Source organism: Ruegeria sp. HKCCSP351 (assembly GCF_017872535.1).
GTDB lineage: Bacteria > Pseudomonadota > Alphaproteobacteria > Rhodobacterales > Rhodobacteraceae > Ruegeria.
The window spans coordinates 185,069-202,077 of sequence record NZ_JAEDOV010000004.1 but is presented as its reverse complement, the minus strand read 5'-3'; the positions used below and the strand labels follow the sequence as shown (position 1 = coordinate 202,077).

14 protein-coding genes are annotated in these 17,009 nt (G+C 59.1%); 11 read left to right on the top strand and 3 right to left on the bottom strand.

Annotation, left to right across the window (positions count from 1 at the left end):
• Nucleotides 1–9 precede the first annotated feature (9 nt).
• Nucleotides 10–945, bottom strand: coding sequence for a glyoxylate/hydroxypyruvate reductase A (locus I9182_RS10620; RefSeq protein WP_209598211.1), 936 nt, complete (start codon nt 943–945; stop codon nt 10–12).
• A 231-nt stretch (nt 946–1,176) separates the two neighbouring features.
• On the opposite strand from I9182_RS10620, the gene I9182_RS10615 reads away from it, so the two are divergent.
• Genes I9182_RS10615 through I9182_RS10605 form a run of 3 tightly spaced genes read left to right on the top strand, consistent with a single transcriptional unit; the run spans nt 1,177 to nt 3,598 of the window.
• Nucleotides 1,177–1,980 (top strand): thioesterase family protein, encoded by an 804-nt coding sequence (locus I9182_RS10615; RefSeq protein ID WP_209598210.1) that lies wholly within the window; start codon nt 1,177–1,179, stop codon nt 1,978–1,980.
• A 44-nt stretch (nt 1,981–2,024) separates the two neighbouring features.
• Entirely contained in the window at nt 2,025–2,699 is a 675-nt protein-coding gene (locus I9182_RS10610; protein ID WP_348540396.1) for a DUF1007 family protein, read from the top strand.
• A complete protein-coding gene (locus I9182_RS10605; RefSeq protein WP_209598209.1) occupies nt 2,684–3,598 on the top strand; it encodes a hypothetical protein in 915 nt (304 codons plus the stop codon). The genes I9182_RS10610 and I9182_RS10605 overlap by 16 nt, the downstream gene beginning before the upstream one ends.
• A 1-nt stretch (nt 3,599) precedes the next feature.
• On the opposite strand, the gene truA is transcribed toward I9182_RS10605, so the two are convergent.
• Nucleotides 3,600–4,367: a tRNA pseudouridine(38-40) synthase TruA gene (gene truA, locus I9182_RS10600; protein ID WP_209598208.1), complete on the bottom strand. Its 768-nt coding sequence runs from the start codon at nt 4,365–4,367 to the stop codon at nt 3,600–3,602.
• Nucleotides 4,368–4,474: 107 nt separating this feature from the next.
• Here truA and I9182_RS10595 point away from each other — a divergent pair, with 107 nt between their 5' ends.
• The 7 genes from I9182_RS10595 (at nt 4,475) to ileS (ending at nt 14,372) form a co-directional block, all read left to right on the top strand.
• Nucleotides 4,475–5,890 carry a YcjX family protein gene (locus tag I9182_RS10595; protein WP_209598207.1) on the top strand — a complete coding sequence of 472 codons (1,416 nt, stop codon included), beginning with the start codon at nt 4,475–4,477 and terminating at the stop codon, nt 5,888–5,890.
• Entirely contained in the window at nt 5,887–6,342 is a 456-nt protein-coding gene (locus I9182_RS10590) for a GNAT family N-acetyltransferase (protein WP_209505463.1), read from the top strand. The genes I9182_RS10595 and I9182_RS10590 overlap by 4 nt, the downstream gene beginning before the upstream one ends.
• Nucleotides 6,335–7,324 (top strand): TIGR01620 family protein, encoded by a 990-nt coding sequence (locus tag I9182_RS10585; protein ID WP_209598206.1) that lies wholly within the window; start codon nt 6,335–6,337, stop codon nt 7,322–7,324. The genes I9182_RS10590 and I9182_RS10585 overlap by 8 nt, the downstream gene beginning before the upstream one ends.
• Nucleotides 7,325–7,386: 62 nt before the next feature.
• Complete coding sequence (locus I9182_RS10580) at nt 7,387–8,097, top strand: VIT1/CCC1 transporter family protein (RefSeq protein ID WP_209598205.1); 711 nt, start codon at nt 7,387–7,389, stop codon at nt 8,095–8,097.
• Between the two features lie 76 nt (nt 8,098–8,173).
• A complete protein-coding gene (locus tag I9182_RS20610; RefSeq protein ID WP_209598204.1) occupies nt 8,174–8,506 on the top strand; it encodes a DUF2269 family protein in 333 nt (110 codons plus the stop codon).
• Nucleotides 8,467–11,295: a DUF2339 domain-containing protein gene (locus tag I9182_RS10570; RefSeq protein WP_348540395.1), complete on the top strand. Its 2,829-nt coding sequence runs from the start codon at nt 8,467–8,469 to the stop codon at nt 11,293–11,295. The genes I9182_RS20610 and I9182_RS10570 overlap by 40 nt, the downstream gene beginning before the upstream one ends.
• A gap of 164 nt (nt 11,296–11,459) precedes the next feature.
• Nucleotides 11,460–14,372: an isoleucine--tRNA ligase gene (gene ileS / locus I9182_RS10565; protein ID WP_209598203.1), complete on the top strand. Its 2,913-nt coding sequence runs from the start codon at nt 11,460–11,462 to the stop codon at nt 14,370–14,372.
• Between the two features lies 1 nt (nt 14,373).
• Here ileS and I9182_RS10560 read toward each other — a convergent pair whose 3' ends face one another.
• A complete protein-coding gene (locus I9182_RS10560) occupies nt 14,374–16,389 on the bottom strand; it encodes a hypothetical protein (RefSeq protein ID WP_209598202.1) in 2,016 nt (671 codons plus the stop codon).
• A 134-nt stretch (nt 16,390–16,523) separates the two neighbouring features.
• Here I9182_RS10560 and I9182_RS10555 point away from each other — a divergent pair, with 134 nt between their 5' ends.
• Entirely contained in the window at nt 16,524–16,979 is a 456-nt protein-coding gene (locus I9182_RS10555) for a methylated-DNA--[protein]-cysteine S-methyltransferase (protein ID WP_209505477.1), read from the top strand.
• Nucleotides 16,980–17,009: the final 30 nt, after the last annotated feature.

The window sequence follows — 17,009 nt, the reverse complement described above, 5'->3', positions numbered from 1 at the left end:
ACTTGGTTATCAGTACCCCAGATCCCGGCTGACTTCGTGCAACAGGGGATCGCCGGACCTGAGCCTGTGGTAGTTCTCGGCCACATCCGACAGTGCATCACCCAGATACCAGCCCGAGACATGCGGTGTGATCGTAACGGCAGGGTGCCGCCACAAGTGGTTGTCTTTTGGCAGCGGTTCCTGTGATGTAACATCCAACACGGCATGGCCTGGTGAGCCGTTATCCAGCGCCGCGATCAGTGCGGCCTCGTCAATCAGGTTTCCGCGTCCGGCGTTCAGCAACTGACTGCCCGGCTTCATCGCGGCCAGCGTCTGCGCGTCAAACAGACCCACGGTTTGCGGCGTCGAAGGCAGGATGGCGCAGACGTGATCACATTGCCCCAACAGCCGAGGCAGCGCGTCTTGCCCATGCAGGCAGGTGACACCATCGATGGACTTTGGTGAGCGGCTCCAGCCCATGACCTGAAACCCGACGGCACGTAACATGCGGGCAGTGCGGGCCCCGATATGGCCCAGACCCAGAACGCCCACAACCGTATCAGGTGTGAAAACGGGCGCGCGCGGCAACCACTCGGCGCGACTCTGGGATGCCTCGTGAAAAACCATGTGGCGCTGAGCGCGCAGGATATAGGCCAGAAACCACTCGGCGATGCCTTGCGCAGGCGCGTCTGGCTTCAATCGCGCCACACGGATATGCGGAGGCAGGTCAGGATGGCCGACAATGGTCTCAACCCCAGCCCCCAGCTTCTGGACCAGTTTCAGGTTGGGCAACTTCGCAGGGTGATTGCTTTGCATGTTGACCACGGCCAGCATCGTGATGTCGCCGGGGTCGCCCAGCGTTTCGGGTGTGCGGATGTCGGCACCGGGTGCCAAGGCCTGTAATGTGGCGGCGATTTCCTCATCCCCGATCCAGTCCGACAACCCGGTTTCAATCAACAACGCCATATGCGACCCCACTTGGATGTGATGTGGTGACGTCCCGTCACAGCGGTGGACAGGATCAGGTCAGTTAAGCCATCCTCGTGCCCAAAAGTACAGCCTGGTTTCAAAACCCGAAAAGGACAGTTTCGTGAAGGTACCACTTACCGCGCGCCGGGGAAACCACGTTACATCGCAATCGGTTACCGGTATGAGTGAGCCGAGGCACACAACGCAGCGAATGATCAGAGGGGACTGATGGCAGGGCTCGACTTCACGGATCAGACTTATTTCTGTCAGCGCGAGGATGGGGCGTTTGTCGGAAATGATCCCGCACGCGGTCCATGGTCTGCCGATCATTGCCACGCAGGGCCGGTAAGCGGGTTGATTGTGCGGGCAGCGGAAACCGAGATTGGCCCCGAAAAGATGCTGACCCGCCTGACAGTTGACCTGTTGCGCCCTCTGCCCTTGGCCGGGTTGCGGGTTGCCGCAGAAACCACGCGCCATACCAAGACGCTGGCGACCACACGGGTTGCGGTGCACGATCTGGATGACACACTCTGCGCCACGGCCACCACCATGCATCTGGCGCGGCGCGATCTTGGCGCGGTGGCAAACGTCGAAACCAGCGCGCCACAGTTGGAAGACGCGGTAGAAGGCCCTTTTCCAATCGGCGAGATTCGTCACGATTTGCCAGGGTTCGCCCATTACAGTGACATCCTTTATCCCAAAGACGGCAAACAGGGGGCCGGACCCAAAACGGTCTGGATGCGCACCCCAAAGCTGTTGAGCGGCGAAGATCAGTCGCCCATTCAGGCACTGTGCCCGTTGGCGGATTGCGGCAATGGAATCTCGTGGAATGCTCCGACGTCGGAAATGGGGTTCATGAACACCGATCTGACCGTGAATATCCACCGCGAACCGGTGTCAGATTGGCTGGCGTCCAGTTCGGTTTCACATTGGCAACCTACGGGAATCGGCATGTCTCAGTCCGTGCTTTTCGACACGCAAGGCCCTGTAGGAACCGCCCTGCAAACACTGGTGCTGTTCCCGCCAGTCTGAAGGTCGGCCAGTTTCCGCATGCGTGTGTAAAGGCCGTTGTCGCCGTGTCCCGTCAGACCTATCTTGCGCATATGCGCTGGCTCTTCACCTTCATGACCTGTTGCCTGCCGATCCCGGCACTATCCCACCCGCATGTCTTTATCGACACCGGGCTGGAATTCATCGTGGATGAGGCCGGTCACCTGACCCATATCCGGGTGACGTGGGCATATGACGAATTCTACTCTCTGCTTGTTCTGGAAGACATGAATCTGGATCAGGATGCTGACGGCATTCTGACGGAAAACGAAGAAAAACGTCTGAGCGGGTTCGATATGCAATGGGTCGAGGGGTACAACGGCGACCTCGTGCTCACCAAAGACGGCGCACTGGTGGCTCTGTCCGGTCCAATGGAGCCCAGTGCGACAACGGAAGACGGGCGGATTGTAACCACCCATTTGCGGGTGGTCGAAGGCGACGCAATACTTGCCACAGGGCTTTCCGCCAAGGCATTTGATGAGTCCTTCTATACGGCCTATGAGATAACGCGCCCTGTAACTGTGACAGGCCCAGCTTTATGCCAGATGGATCGTAACGAACCCGACATAGATGGGCAGCTTGCACAGATGCAGGCGTTTCTGTTGACACTGGACGCGGATTACGACCTTGAGGAAAACGATATTCCCTTGGTTGGTGAGAGCTTTGCGACTGAGATCCTTGTTTCATGTCCCGTTTCCTGATTGTTCCGGTCGCTCTGGCCTTTGGTTTGCTGCTTTGGTTCTGGGGCAGCGGTGGGTTTGACAGTCTGGCAGGTTGGGCTGCCGGAGAGCAGCGGGACTTTCAGAACCAGATCGCGCGGTCCCTGCGTGCCGCGCGCGCGGAACAGCCTCAGGCGGTGGCCACGCTTCTGACCATCTGTTTCGCCTACGGGTTCTTTCATGCTGTGGGTCCGGGCCACGGGAAGGTTTTGATAGGGGGCTACGGTTTGGGTCGGCGTGTCGCCTTCTGGCGGTTGTCGGCGATCAGTGTATTGTCCAGCCTTGGTCAGGCGGTGACGGCGGTTGTGCTGGTCTACGCGGGGGTGCTGGTCTTTCAGATGTCCCGCGAAAGCCTAGTTGGGACGACCGAACAGGTGATGGCTCCGATCAGCTACGGGGCCATTGCGTTGATTGGGCTTTGGCTGGTTGTACGGGCTGTGCGCAATTTCGCACGACAGCAAAAAAAGCATGTCTCTAACGATCACACCCATCAGCACCATCATGATGAGGGAGCCTGTGCGGAGTGCGGTCATCGTCATGGTCCAACCGCGGACGAGGTCGCAAATGTGGGCACGTTGCGCGAAGCCCTGATCCTGATCGCAGGCATAGCAGCGCGGCCTTGTACCGGTGCCTTGTTTGTACTGATCCTGACGTGGCAAATGGGCATCGCCATGGTGGGGATCGCGGGTGCTTTCGCCATGGCGCTTGGCACGGCGACTGTGACTACGCTGGTCGGGTGGACGTCTTTTGGTCTGCGCGGCGGGCTACTGGCTTCGGCGTCGGCCACGCGCTTTGCGTCGGTTCTGGCACCCTCCATCGAACTGGTGGCGGGACTTGTCATTGCGGTGATTGCAGGCGGGTTGCTTCTGCGCGCGGTTTAGATCAGTCGAACACCGGTTCCGGATATCCGACCCGCGCCAGATACAGCCCGTGCGGCGGACACACCGGCCCGCAGGCAGCGCGGTCGGCGGCTTCTAAAGCCTCACGCACATCTTCCGGGGTCCACGCTCCGGCGCCCACACGTTCCAAGGTTCCGACGAAACTGCGCACCTGATTGTGCAAAAACGACCGAGCGCGCACGTGGAAATGAACCTCGGGGCCGGAAAAGCCCTCGACCCATTCAACGCGCAGTTCATCAAGGGTTTTGACCGGGCTGGCCGCCTGACAGATCGACGACCGGAACGTAGTGAAATCATGCCGACCCAGCAGCATGTTTGCGCCTTCCTGCATGGCGTCGACATTCAGCTGGTGGCTAATCTGCCAGACCTGTCCCCGGTCGTGGGTTGCGGGCGCCCGGCGCATCAGGATGCGGAACAGATATTGCCGTTCAACCGCTGAAAACCGCGCGTGCCAATCCTTGGTCACGGGGGCGGCCTTTACGATGGCCACTGGGAGAGGCTTGAGGTGATAGTTCAGCGCCTCAGACAGGCGGAACGGGTCCCATTCCTTTGCCATGTCGCAGTGGGCAACCTGCCCCAGAGCGTGAACGCCGGCGTCCGTGCGCCCCGCTGCAGCAATCGTATGCGAACCCGGTTGAATGCGGGACAAGGCCTGTTCGATGGCACCTTGCACCGACGGCTGATCCTTTTGCCGCTGCCATCCGGCAAACGGTTCCCCCTGGTATTCAACTTTCAACGCATATCTGGGCATGTGCCGCTGGTACAGCGCAGCGCAGGATCGGGCAAGGGGGCGAAAGCGCTGGTATGTGTCGCGACCGCTACCTATCTTGGGTAAAAGGAAAATTGCGGGGCGGCGGATTGGTCATCTCTTCACTGGCAGACAGTCTTGCACGTGGCGTCGAAAGCATCGGCGACAGCGTGTCCGAGACATTTTTCGAGCCGGTCATCCGTTTGGGTGTCACCGGGCTGGCGCGGTCCGGCAAAACAGTATTCATCACTTCGTTGGTTGCCAATCTGTTGGATCGGGGCCGTATGTCCGGGCTGGTTGCGCAGCAGGAGGGGCGAATCAATGCCGCCTTTCTGCAACCCCAACCGGATGACACCGTGCCCCGGTTCGATTATGAATCGCACCTGTCTGCCCTGACTGGACCGACACCGCACTGGCCAGACAGCACGCGCGCTGTGTCTGAATTGCGCTTGTCCTTCAAAGCCCGCCCCGCCGGGCTGCTTGCCGGGTTGCAGGGGCCGCGCACGATCCATCTGGATATCGTCGATTATCCCGGAGAATGGCTGCAGGATCTGGCCTTGCTGGACAAATCTTACGCAGACTGGTCTCAGGAAACACTGGCACTGATTAAGACCCGCGCAGAGGCAACCGCATATCTGGCGCTGGTCCAAGATACAGACCCGTCGGCAGGGCACGATGAACTTGCCGCACAAGCTCTGGCCGCGTCGTTCACCGCCTATCTCAACGCAGCGCGCGATGCCGGGTTTTATGACTGTACTCCGGGACGGTTCCTGTTGCCGGGCGATCTGGCGGGGTCTCCGGTTCTGACCTTTGCACCGTTGGCAATCACGGGCCCGTCGAGGCGCAGGACCCTTCAGCGCGAGATGGAACGGCGGTTCGAAGCCTATAAATCTCAGGTCGTCAAACCATTCTTTCGGGATCACTTCTCGCGGATTGACCGGCAGGTGGTTCTGGTTGACGCGCTGGGCGCAATTCACAAGGGTCCTCAGGCGGTTGAAGATATGCGCCGCGCGATGGCGGATATTCTGTCGGCTTTTCGTCCGGGCCGGAACGCATGGCTGAGCCAGCTTTTGCTGGGTAAAAAAGTCGAACGCATCCTGTTTGCTGCGACAAAAGCGGACCACCTGCACCACACGCAGCATCCCCGCCTGACCGCAATTATCGAGGCTTTGACACGCGAGGCGCGCGATCGTGCGAGTTTCGCCGGAGCCCGGACTGCGGCCCTGTCTCTGGCCTCGTTACGTGCAACAACCGAAGAGATACGCAGCCACGACGGAACCGATCTGCCATGCGTGCGTGGCACTTTGTTAGGCAGCGGCAAACAGGCCGCTTTTTATCCCGGAGAATTGCCCGAGGATCCGGCGCATCTGTTGGGTCCGGCGCGAAAAGGGGCGGAGAGTTGGTTGAACGAAGACTATGGGTTCATGGCCTTTGCCCCGGCAAAACTAACCTTGAAACCTGGTGACGGCCCCCCGCATATTCGACTGGATCGTGCGGCGCAGTTCCTGATCGGAGACAGATTGTGATCGCGACACTGCGCCCCGCACGCACCACGGATGCCGGTACAATCGGTATGATCTTGCACGGCTTCGCTTTGGAAAACGACTGGATGCCCAAATTGCACAGCTGTGCTGAAACCATCGCCTTTTGCGGCCGGATGATTGATCAGGACTGGGTCACTGTGGCCGAGGCCGAGACAGGCGTGGTCGGGTTTCTGGCGCTGAATGGGGGTGAAATCCATTCACTTTATCTGGATGCGCAAGCTCGGGGGCAGGGGATCGGTCAGCAATTGCTGGATCACGCGAAATCATGCCAGCGGCGGCTGGGCTTGTACGCGTTTCAGAATAATTCCCGTGCCTGTCGGTTCTATGAGCGAAACGGCTTTGCCGAAGTGGCACGCAGCGATGGGGCGGAAAACGACGAAAAGCTACCGGACATTAGGTTTGTCTGGCACAGAAAGGATGCGACAAATGGCTAAAGGTCCGGTTCTGATCGATCTTGACGATGATGAACCCGCTGCTGATGTCGCGCAGGCTGTACCGGTGCCGGATATTGTGCCGCCTCAGGGACAGGCGATGCAAAGCGCGGCCCGGCTGGCGGCCCGCAAACCTTCGGCCCTTGCGCGCTGGTTCTGGGGGCTTGCGCTTTCGGTGGTCGGGGCCGCCATATCGGTGGCCGCCTGGGATTTTGCAACCTCTCTGGTGGCGCGGACGCCTGTATTGGGTTGGATCGTTGCCGGACTGTTGGCTGCATTGGTTCTGGTGGTTGTGATCATCGCGCTGCGCGAACTCGCTGCTTTGGGGCGGTTGTCCCGTGTTGATGGGATGCGCCGTGCAGCGGATATTGCATTGGCTGATGAAGACCTGGCTCAGGCGCGTGCTGTCACACATCGCATCATTGCATTCTACAAAGGGCGCGAGGATACCCGATGGGGTCGCGAGCGATTGTCCGAACGGATGGGGGAACAGTTCGATGCCGAGGCGCTTTTGAACCTTGCCGAGGATGAATTGCTGGCCCCGCTCGACGCCGCCGCCAGCCGTGAGGTTGAGGCCGCCGCACGGCAGGTTGCCACCGTGACCGCCCTGGTCCCTCTGGCACTGGCGGATGTTGTAACGGCACTGGCTGCGTCCCTGCGAATGATCCGTCGCATTGCGGAAATCTACGGGGGGTGGGCTGGCACGTTGGGAAGCTGGCGTCTGACCCGTGCCGTCTTTGTGCATCTGGTCGCAACAGGCGCGGTGGCCGTTGGTGACGATCTGCTGGAACCTGTTCTGGGCGGATCTGTTCTCAGCAAATTGTCCCGACGGTTCGGAGAAGGTCTGGTTAACGGTGCACTCAGCGCCCGAGTGGGTGTGGCCGCGATGGAGGTCTGCCGCCCCTTACCGTTCTCTAAGCGCCACAAACCTTCCACACGAGGCATCATTAAACGGGCCTTGCAGGGTCTGTTCTCCAAGGGTTGATCCAGAGCAAAGCGTCGGACCACACCCTTCTGCACTCTACCTGTGAAAAATAGGAGCAAACCATGACGGATCACGGTCACAGTCCGCAGGAAATTGCCGACCGGATCAACGCTCCGCCTGGGCGCGGTGTGTTACGCGACGTTGTGTATGGCGGCATTGATGGTTCCGTCACCACGTTTGCCATTGTTGCCGGTGTCGCGGGGGCGGGTCTTTCCCCGTTTGTTATCGTGGCACTTGGTTTGGCAAACGTTCTGGCGGACGGGTTTTCAATGGCTGCCGGGAATTACTCGGGCACCAAGGCCGAACTGGACAACATACGGCGCATTCGGGCGATCGAGGAACGCCACATCGCACTCTACCCCGACGGCGAGCGCGAGGAGGTCCGTGAAATTCTGTCACAAAAAGGGTTGTCAGGGGAAATTCTGAACGAAGCTACCACCGCGATCACATCGAGCCACGAACATTGGGTCAACCTGATGATCGAGGGTGAATATGGGCTGGGCAGTGTCGACCCGCATCCGATGAAAGCCGCGTTGGCCACGTTTTTCGCGTTCCTTGTGGCCGGGATGATCCCGCTGTTGCCGTTTTTTGCGTCGGTGGAGAACGCTTTTGAGATGTCGGTCTGGATGACCATGGGGGTCTTCTTTGCGATTGGTGCGTTCAAAAGCCGGTGGTCGTTAGCGCCCTGGTGGCGGTCAGGTATCGAAACGCTGTTGATCGGTGGTCTGGCGGCACTGATCGCGTATCTCGTCGGGTCTCTGTTCCATCCATAAATGTCGCAGCTCGGTGGTCGCGACTGGTCAAACCTACCCGGATAGGTAGAGTAGTGCAAAACGGGTGCAAAGGCCGATGGCAGATCACGAGCTTTCTGGAAAGAGCGTATTGGTTCTGGGTGCTTATGGGTTCATTGGCGCCGCCGTCACGCGGGCGTTGTCAGCCGCAGGTGCCAGAGTTCAGGGCATGGGGCGCAATCTTGAGCAAGGGGCAAAGGTCCTGCCGGTGGTTTGGATTCAAATCCGGTTGCGCGACGACGCGCGAATGGCGGCAGAGCGGGGAACGCAACTGCCACCGGAGTATCACCGCTTGTTTCGGTTCTGGTTCGCCTGCGGGGTTCCGGCGTTTCTGGCGGTTTTGACTATCCTGTGGCTGATGATCGCCCGTCCGGCGATTTCGGTACTTTAGACTTTGTCACGGCTTTCCTGACTGTTGCTGACCGACAGCACAAGATAGCTTGGCCGAAATTACGGATCGGAGAGACTCGGTTGGAAACGTTGCTTGTTCTTATTGGCCTGGTTGTTCTGGCCATCCCGGTGACATTGATTGCACTTCTGGTCGGGCATTCCCGATTGCGTCGCCGGGTCGAACAACTGGAAGCGCAGATCAATGCGTTGGTGTCGGGCGATGCGCTTGCATCGCTGCAACCGGAACAGGATGCACCTGCACCGCAACCTATGGCAGAGGAACAGGTTCACAGCCCGGGGCCGTGGGACGCGCCAAAGCGGCAGGAAGACGAAAGTGCCGAAGATGTAAACACCGAGGCCGCTACGCCTGCAATTGTATTTCGCCATGACAGGTTTGCCGCGCTGGGCGCGTGGCTGCGTGAGAACTGGTTTTACGCGGTCTCAGCACTGTCGCTGGCATTGGCCGGTATTTTCCTCGTGCAATATGGCGTTGAGAACGGATTGTTACCTCCGGCGGCCCGCGTTTTTGCCGCGCTTGGCTTCGGCTCGGTTTTGATTATCGGGGGTGAGGTTCTGCGCCGCAGGTTCGGGGATGACGAAGCGGTGGCCACTGCCTATTTGCCATCGGTCTTTTCCGGGGCCGGCCTTGTTACCTTGTTCGGCGCCATCCTGTCTGCGCGGCAGCTCTATGGCTTGATCGGGGCCGAGACGGCATTGGCAGGGATGGTCGTTGTCGCGTTTGTTGGTCTTGTTCTGGGGTGGTTCCACGGCCCGCTGCTTGCTGCGGTTGGACTGATCGGAGCTTTTGCCGCACCCTTTCTGGTTGGAGGCGCATCTGACGATCCCTCGTGGCTCTATGCCTATTTTCTTTTGGTTGCCGTTTTGGGGCTGGGTATCGACACGGTGCGGCGTTGGGCGTGGATTTCGGTTCTGACGTTGGTCGGGGTTTATGCGGCAAACCTGCTTTTGATAAGTGGGGCTCCGAATACGGAACCGGGATATCTGGTCGCGACAACAGTGCTGGCACTGCTGGCAACGGCCATTCCGGTACGGCGCGTTTGGCCCGATCATGCAGGGCGCATGATGTCTCAGGTGATCCGCAATCCCAGAACCCGCCCGTGGCCCGAGTTTCCAACTCGGCTCGCCGCCGGAGCGATTGCGGCCAGTGCCGCGATCCTGTCCTGGCATTGGGCAGACTCAGCGGCTGAATTCTGGTTGGGTGTCTGCCTGCTGTCCGTCCTGCTTCTGGCACTGCTTTTGTGGGCCAAGGATGCGCCTGCGTTACAGGATCTGACCGTCCTGCCTGCGACGGGCCTTGTGTTTTTTGTGGCCTCTCACGGCCTGGAATACGGCGCAGTTCTGCGCAGTTTCACCGACACCTATGCCGAGACACCCGAGGCCGACTTTCCGATGGCAGCCACCGCGCTGGTTGCTTTGGGCGCGCTCATGTCGATTTTGATGGCATGGCGGTCATTCAGGGCAAACCAGTATAGTGCAATCTGGGCCGGGGGCGCTGTAATTCTTGCACCAGCGCTGGCCATCGCCTTGGAATTGGGCTGGCATCCTGCCAAGGTTATCGGTGCGTACGCCTGGGCCCTGCACGCGATTGTCCTGGCAATTCTGATGGTGGTTCTGGCCGGGCGTTTTGGTCGCGCCGATGGCGACGACCGGATGCGGGCCGCTCTGGCCACGTTGTCCGCGTTGTCTTGTCTGGTCTTTGCTTGCGTCATCGTGCTCAGCTCGGCCGCGCTGACGATTGCGCTGGTGGCCAGCATCGTCGCAGCAGCAGCCTTGGATCGCAGGTTCACCTTGCCGCAGATGAGTTGGTTTATCTGGGCCGGTGTCTTTACCGTCACGGTGCGCTTGGTGCTTGACCCGGGTCTGGACTGGGCCAATGCGGCCCCGGTGCCCGAAATGGCGATGGTCTATGGTGCGGCCACGTTGGGTTTCGTGGCTGGCTGGTGGCTGTTGCGTCCCTTGCAGCGGCCGGTTGCAGCACTGTTGCTGGAAAGCGCGGCATGGGCGACGGGCGGCATTCTGCTGTCCCTGTTGCTACTGCGGTGGCTTGAAGGTTTCGGTGAAGGCGGGGCCGACAACAGCCATTGGGGTCTGGGCCTGCTGGCGGTCATCTGGCTGCTGCTGGCCTTCGCTCAGGTTCAGAGGTTTGGGCTGGGTGGCAAGCTAAATTATGCACGGTACGTGTTGGCGGCGTTCTTTGCCGGTCATGGCGTGTTCCGTCTGACCCTGGCTTTGACCGACCAAAACCCGCTTCTGAACCCCAACGCCGACCCGGTGCTTGGCCCACCGGTTCTGAACACCCTTGTCCTTGCCTATCTGGTGCCCGCACTGACCATTGGATTCTCGGCCTGGCGGATCAAGGACATGCCAAAGCAGATCAGGCTGGCTAGCTACGCCATTGCGGGTGCGTTGATTGCTGTGTGGTTTGGCCTGACTATCCGCCATGTCTGGCAGGGCGCAGCAGGCATGTTTGAAGGTAACGGCGTCACGCAGCCCGAGCTTTATACATATACCCTTGTTCTGCTGCTGGTTGGGGCGGTGCTGTTCTACCAATCTCTGGCACGCGGTTCGGATGTGATGCGCAAGGCGGGGCTGGTGGTGATCGGGCTGGCGGTGGCCAAGGTCTTTCTGATCGATATTGCCGGTTTGGGCGGGCTGATCCGCGTGTTCTCACTGCTGGCGCTGGGGCTTGGGTTGGCCGGTCTGGCATGGTTGAATCGCTGGGCCAAGCTGCGCCATTCGCCGCATGGGCCGGAACCTCTGGACCATTGAAGGCAGGCGTCTTATAAGCGCGGCCATGTATGACCGGACAGCCATCATTATTCGAATTATATCCCCGGCGCTCTGACCCTCTGAGACGCCGGGCAAAGGTGTTTGAGAATTCGCACCGACCGCTTCGATCCTAGTACGACCAGATCATCCAAAGGACGCTCAAAATGTGCGCCGACACGACCCAAACGCCTGACTATAAAGACACGCTGAACCTGCCCAAAACCGATTTCCCCATGCGCGCGGGCCTGCCTGCACGCGAACCCGCATGGCTGGAGCGGTGGGAGACCATCGGTGTCTATGACCGCCTGCGCGAGAAAACGGGGCGCAAACCCTTTACTCTGCACGACGGCCCCCCCTATGCGAATGGCCACCTGCATATCGGCCACGCACTGAACAAGACGATCAAGGACATGATCGTGCGCTCCCATCAGATGATGGGCTTTGACGCGCGTTACGTGCCCGGTTGGGACTGCCACGGCCTGCCGATCGAATGGAAGATCGAAGAACAGTACCGCAAGAAAGGCAAGAACAAGGACGAGGTGAACATCGTCGATTTCCGTCAGGAATGCCGCAAGTTCGCCGAAGGCTGGATCGACATCCAGCGGGAAGAGTTCAAGCGCCTGGGCATCACCGGCAACTGGCCTGATCCCTACATCACGATGGACTTCCATGCCGAGGCCGTAATTGCCGACGAGTTCATGAAATTCCTGATGAACGGCACGCTGTATCAGGGCTCGAAACCCGTGATGTGGTCGCCCATCGAGAAGACAGCGCTGGCCGAGGCCGAGGTCGAGTATCACGACAAGGAAAGCTTTACCATCTGGGTGAAGTTCAAGGTCGTGAACGCGGGTGATCTGGATGATGCGTTCGTCGTAATCTGGACCACCACTCCCTGGACTATGCCGTCGAACAAAGCGGTCGTGTATGGCAAAGACATCTCTTACGGCCTGTACGAAGTCACTGGCGCGCCTGAGGAATGCTGGGCCAATGTGGGTGACAGGTTCCTGCTGGCTGACAATTTGGCCGCAGATGTGCTGGGTCGTGCCCGTTTGAACGATGATCAGTGGACCCGTGTACGTGATGTCGCCACCGATGAACTTGAAGGTGTTCAACTGACCCACCCACTGGCCGGTGCCGAAGGTGGTAATGGCGAATGGGACGATATCCGCGACTTCCGCGCGGCTGACTTCGTGACCGATACCGAAGGCACCGGTTTCGTTCATTGTGCGCCGTCACACGGTATGGAGGAATTCGAGCTGTACCGCGATCTGGGTATGTTGGAGCAGGTCATCACCTATAACGTGATGGATGACGGTAGCTTCCGCGCTGACCTGCCATTTTTCGGTGGCAAATACATTCTGTCCCGCAAAGGCGGTGAGGGTGACGCGAACAAGGCCGTCATCGACAAGCTGGCCGAAGTTGGCGGGCTGCTGGCGCGCGGCAAGATCAAGCACAGCTATCCGCATTCATGGCGCTCGAAGGCGCCGATCATCTATCGCAACACGCCGCAGTGGTTTGCATCCGTTGACCGCAAGCTGGACGACGGCATGGGTGAGATGGGGGACACCATCCGCGAACGTGCGCTGCGCTCGATCGACGAGTTGGTGAAGTGGACGCCGCAGACCGGTCGCAATCGCCTCTATTCGATGATCGAAGCGCGCCCGGACTGGGTTCTCTCGCGCCAGCGTGCCTGGGGCGTGCCGCTGACCTGTTTCACCAAGAAAGGTGCCTTGCCAACCGACGCGGATTACCTGCTGCGCAACGCCGAGCTCAACGCGCGCATCAAAGCGGCGTTCGAGAAAGACGGCGCGGATATCTGGTACACCGACGGGTTCAAAGAGAAGATCCTAGACGGCATCGACAACCCGGACGATTACGAACAGGTCTTTGATGTTCTGGATGTGTGGTTCGATTCTGGTTCGACCCACGCGTTCGTTCTGCGCGATCGCGAGGACGGGACCGAGGATGGTATCGCCGATGTCTATATGGAAGGCACCGACCAGCACCGCGGCTGGTTCCACTCGTCGATGCTGCAGGCTTGCGGCACCAAGGGCCGCGCGCCATATCGGAACGTCGTCACCCATGGTTTCACGCTGGATGCCAAGGGCAACAAGATGTCCAAGTCGCTGGGTAACACGATTGTGCCGGAAGAGGTCGTCAAACAATATGGTGCCGATATCCTGCGTCTGTGGGTGGCACAGACCGACTATACCGCCGACCAGCGGATCGGGCCGGAGATCCTGAAAGGCACCGCCGACAGCTATCGCCGTCTGCGCAACACCATGCGGTTTATGCTGGGCTCGCTGGCGGATTTCACCGAGGCCGATCGCGTCGCGCCCGAAGATATGCCGCGTCTGGAACGCTGGGTGCTCAGTCGGCTGGCGGAATTGGATGAGCAGGTGCGCAAGGGCTATGCGTCTTTTGATTTCCAGGGCGTATTCAGTGCGGTCTTTACCTTTGCCACGGTTGATCTGTCGTCCTTCTATTTCGACGTTCGCAAGGATGCTCTTTATTGTGACGGCGACACGCCGCGCCGTCGTGCTGCGCGGACGGTGTTGGATATCCTGTTCCATCGCCTGACCACGTGGCTGGCACCGGTTCTGGTTTTCACCATGGAAGAGGTCTGGTTGGAGCGCTTCTCGGGCGATGATAGCTCGGTCCATTTGGTCGACTTCCCGGACACACCTGCCGATTGGCGCGATGCCGAGCTTGAGGCCAACATGGGAAAGGTGCGCCGAGTGCGCCGGGCCGTAACTGCCGCGCTGGAAATCCAGCGCCAGGACAAGGTGATCGGCTCAAGCCTCGAAGCGGCCCCGATCGTGCATGTCGATGATGGCGATACCCGCGATCTGCTGGCCACGTTCGACGTGGACGACATGTGCATCACCTCGGGCCTGACCGTGACCGGCGACCCGGCCCCTGCCGAGGCGTTCCGTGTGCCCGAAATCGAAGGCGTGGCCGTCGTGTTCGAAAAAGCAGAAGGCGAGAAATGTCAGCGTTGCTGGAAAATCCTGCCTGACGTGAACCGTCACACCCACACCGGAGTTTGCCGACGCTGCGATGAGGCTTTGGGGTAAACTAATACGCCCCCTTGGGTACATTCGAGGGGGCGTTTTGCCGGATTATGTCTGTTTTTTTCTGAGGTGTCGGGCTGAACAGGTCAAAGCCTATGGCAGGATCCTTCAGGACCTTCCAAACTTGATAATCCGTGAAATATCCGGTGTGACCACCGGGCTCGACCGGAATGTTGCGGTTTGCGGATATCAGCCCGCCTTCGATCTCGGTCCCTACAAAGTCATCCTGCCTGAAGATGTTGAACCATGCGGCGTTCAGGTTTTTGGGAACGACTGTGAACATCTCGGGAAAATAGCGCTGATAGATATGGGTCACAGGACAGCCCATCGTAATCAGCGTCACGTTGCGCCCATTGATAAGCTTTTGCACGCGTGGATCAGCCAGCATCTGCGTGGCAATCACCGTGCCCTGCGAGTGTGAAATCACAGTGATGTGGTCCGCGGCAAAGATATCCACCACGTAATGCAGTGCACGATAAAACCGTTCATCTATCGCCTTGCGATCGGGATAATTGCGCAGCCTCGTTTTCAGGTCTGCTTTCAGTAAACACTTGTCGCGAATGGCATAGGTGACGATGTCTCTTGCCACGCCCAGCCCTGCTGCGACGAAATCGGAAAAGCGGTACATCAATGCTGTTGCGCCCAGGACGATCAGGCCGATCTCGCCCTGTAAACTTGCCAGTTTGTTCAGAACCCGGCCAATCAGGTTGCAATTATCCGTTCCGATCTGGCACAGGGGATCGACGTGCTGGCTCGTCGCGATCTCTCGGATAGTGACCATCGCCAGTACGATTGCACCGAACAAAAAGACCCATTGTGCAAAACGATTGAGGATGGCGCGACTGATCAGCCCGTCGCGGATATGCAGGTTTGCCTTCAACCTTCTGCGACCGGCAAAAAGGCCAACGCCGACAAATGCAAGAAGGACAATTGCCGCAAAGGCAACACTGAGTGTTTCGATGGAGTCACTGAGGAAATTGTCAAACAGACCGGTCAGTTTTCCATCCGACAGCCCCGGAACCGTGTCGAGCATTTCCCGCAGCATTAGCCACAACCCGGATATAAAGAACATCCAGAACACCAGCATGCCTGCACAAATGCTGGGGTACAGCCGCCTGTGTTCTTTCAGATTGTCTGACTGAACCTTTTCATCAAGCCTGGTCGCAGAAAGCACGTACAAAATGATTGTCATGAAGATCAGCGAAGCCCAGAAGAAAGCCAGCAGGTAAACCTGAAAAGCTACAAACTGCTCCAGCGCCGAAGGGCAAGCTGGGCTATCCGGCAAGGGTGTGCAGGCTCGGATTTCCAGACCAAGCGGACCTATGATCAGGCAGATCAGCAGCAAGAACCCCATCCCGAAAATGCCGCGCCAGAATACGCGTCTCAGATAAGTCGGGGCTGTAAAACTGCGCCTTAGTCCGTATGCGGCCCCTCCGGCATAAAGCGTGAACAAGAGCCAGAACAGCAGGATCGTGCTTTGAAAGAAAATCCCGGGAACGCGATCAACCATCACCGCGACCGCTCCGATCAGTAGATAGGCATTCAGAGTCGCGACTGCGCCGAAGAAAACCCAGGTAAAAAGGTGAACCAACCAGGCGGCCAAAGTGTTCCTGCCGTTGGCTTGGTCCGCGGCCACATCCGCGCGGCTATGCGTTTGTTCGGCATTGTCCATGGCCAGATAACCCAGCGCGAGAACAACCCAGATCAGGTCCAATGCTGTCTTAATGGCTCCTTTCGGGGCAGGCGAGCGGTCGGCCCAGAAAACCTCGGCAAACATGGCCTCGTCCTGCGGTGCTGACGGTTTCGTCACCTTGCGCAGGTTGACCGGGAATAGTTTTGCGCTTCGGCGCGTGCCGTCGAAGGTTGTTTCGGCCAGCTCGATCATCCCGCGCTGAACCTCAATCGGTGGTTCGGGATTGCCATCCAGCCAGGTTGTCGCGGCCCCGACCACCTGATCGACGGTCTCACCGGGTATTTGTTCGCCAATTCCGTGAACCGTCAGGATCAAATGACGACCCATCCCATGCTCCAAATCTCTTTTTGACAATGCGGCCAAACTAACATGATTGCCGCATTTCGCAAAATCCGCGCGTCGCGCAGACCCCCGTGGCTTCCCCACTTGAACTTGGAGGATTGATCTGAAACCGTCAGCCCATGGCGATGATTGCAGTTGATACTCAGTTCGGAAGACTTGGGATCGAGGAAACGGATGGCGCCCTCACGCGGTTGGTCTGGGACGGTCAGGACGACGGCGAGCCGACCGCTCTGCTGCGCGAGGCGGCGGCGCAGTTGGCGGCCTATGACGCTGGGCGGCTTGCCCGTTTCGATCTGCCCTACCGCATTCATGGATCGCAGTTTCAAAGACAGGTCTGTGATCTTATGTATGCCATTCCCCTTGGGGAAACGCGCACCTACGGGGATATCGCCAAGGCGCTGGGACAACCGGCGCAACCGGTCGGTCAGGCCTGTGGGGCAAACCCGATTCCCGTTATTATTCCCTGCCACCGGGTGCTGGCTGCCAATGGGCTGGGCGGGTTTTCCGGGTGCGGCGGGATCGAGACAAAGGTTGCACTTCTGCGGCATGAACGGGCGGCGGGTCTTTTGATCTGAGCCTCGAAATTCGGTTGCAATCCGGTTCTA

Excerpts from the sequence above, each read along its gene's own strand:
- I9182_RS10620 (WP_209598211.1), bottom strand. The coding sequence starts at position 945 with ATGGCGTTGTTGATTGAAACCGGGTTGTCGGACTGGATCGGGGATGAG.
- I9182_RS10615 (WP_209598210.1), top strand. The coding sequence starts at position 1,177 with ATGGCAGGGCTCGACTTCACGGATCAGACTTATTTCTGTCAGCGCGAG.
- I9182_RS10605 (WP_209598209.1), top strand. The coding sequence starts at position 2,684 with ATGTCCCGTTTCCTGATTGTTCCGGTCGCTCTGGCCTTTGGTTTGCTG.
- truA (WP_209598208.1), bottom strand. The coding sequence starts at position 4,367 with ATGCCCAGATATGCGTTGAAAGTTGAATACCAGGGGGAACCGTTTGCC.
- I9182_RS10585 (WP_209598206.1), top strand. The coding sequence starts at position 6,335 with ATGGCTAAAGGTCCGGTTCTGATCGATCTTGACGATGATGAACCCGCT.
- I9182_RS10580 (WP_209598205.1), top strand. The coding sequence starts at position 7,387 with ATGACGGATCACGGTCACAGTCCGCAGGAAATTGCCGACCGGATCAAC.
- I9182_RS20610 (WP_209598204.1), top strand. The coding sequence starts at position 8,174 with ATGGCAGATCACGAGCTTTCTGGAAAGAGCGTATTGGTTCTGGGTGCT.
- ileS (WP_209598203.1), top strand. The coding sequence starts at position 11,460 with ATGTGCGCCGACACGACCCAAACGCCTGACTATAAAGACACGCTGAAC.
- I9182_RS10560 (WP_209598202.1), bottom strand. The coding sequence starts at position 16,389 with ATGGGTCGTCATTTGATCCTGACGGTTCACGGAATTGGCGAACAAATA.
- I9182_RS10555 (WP_209505477.1), top strand. The coding sequence starts at position 16,524 with ATGGCGATGATTGCAGTTGATACTCAGTTCGGAAGACTTGGGATCGAG.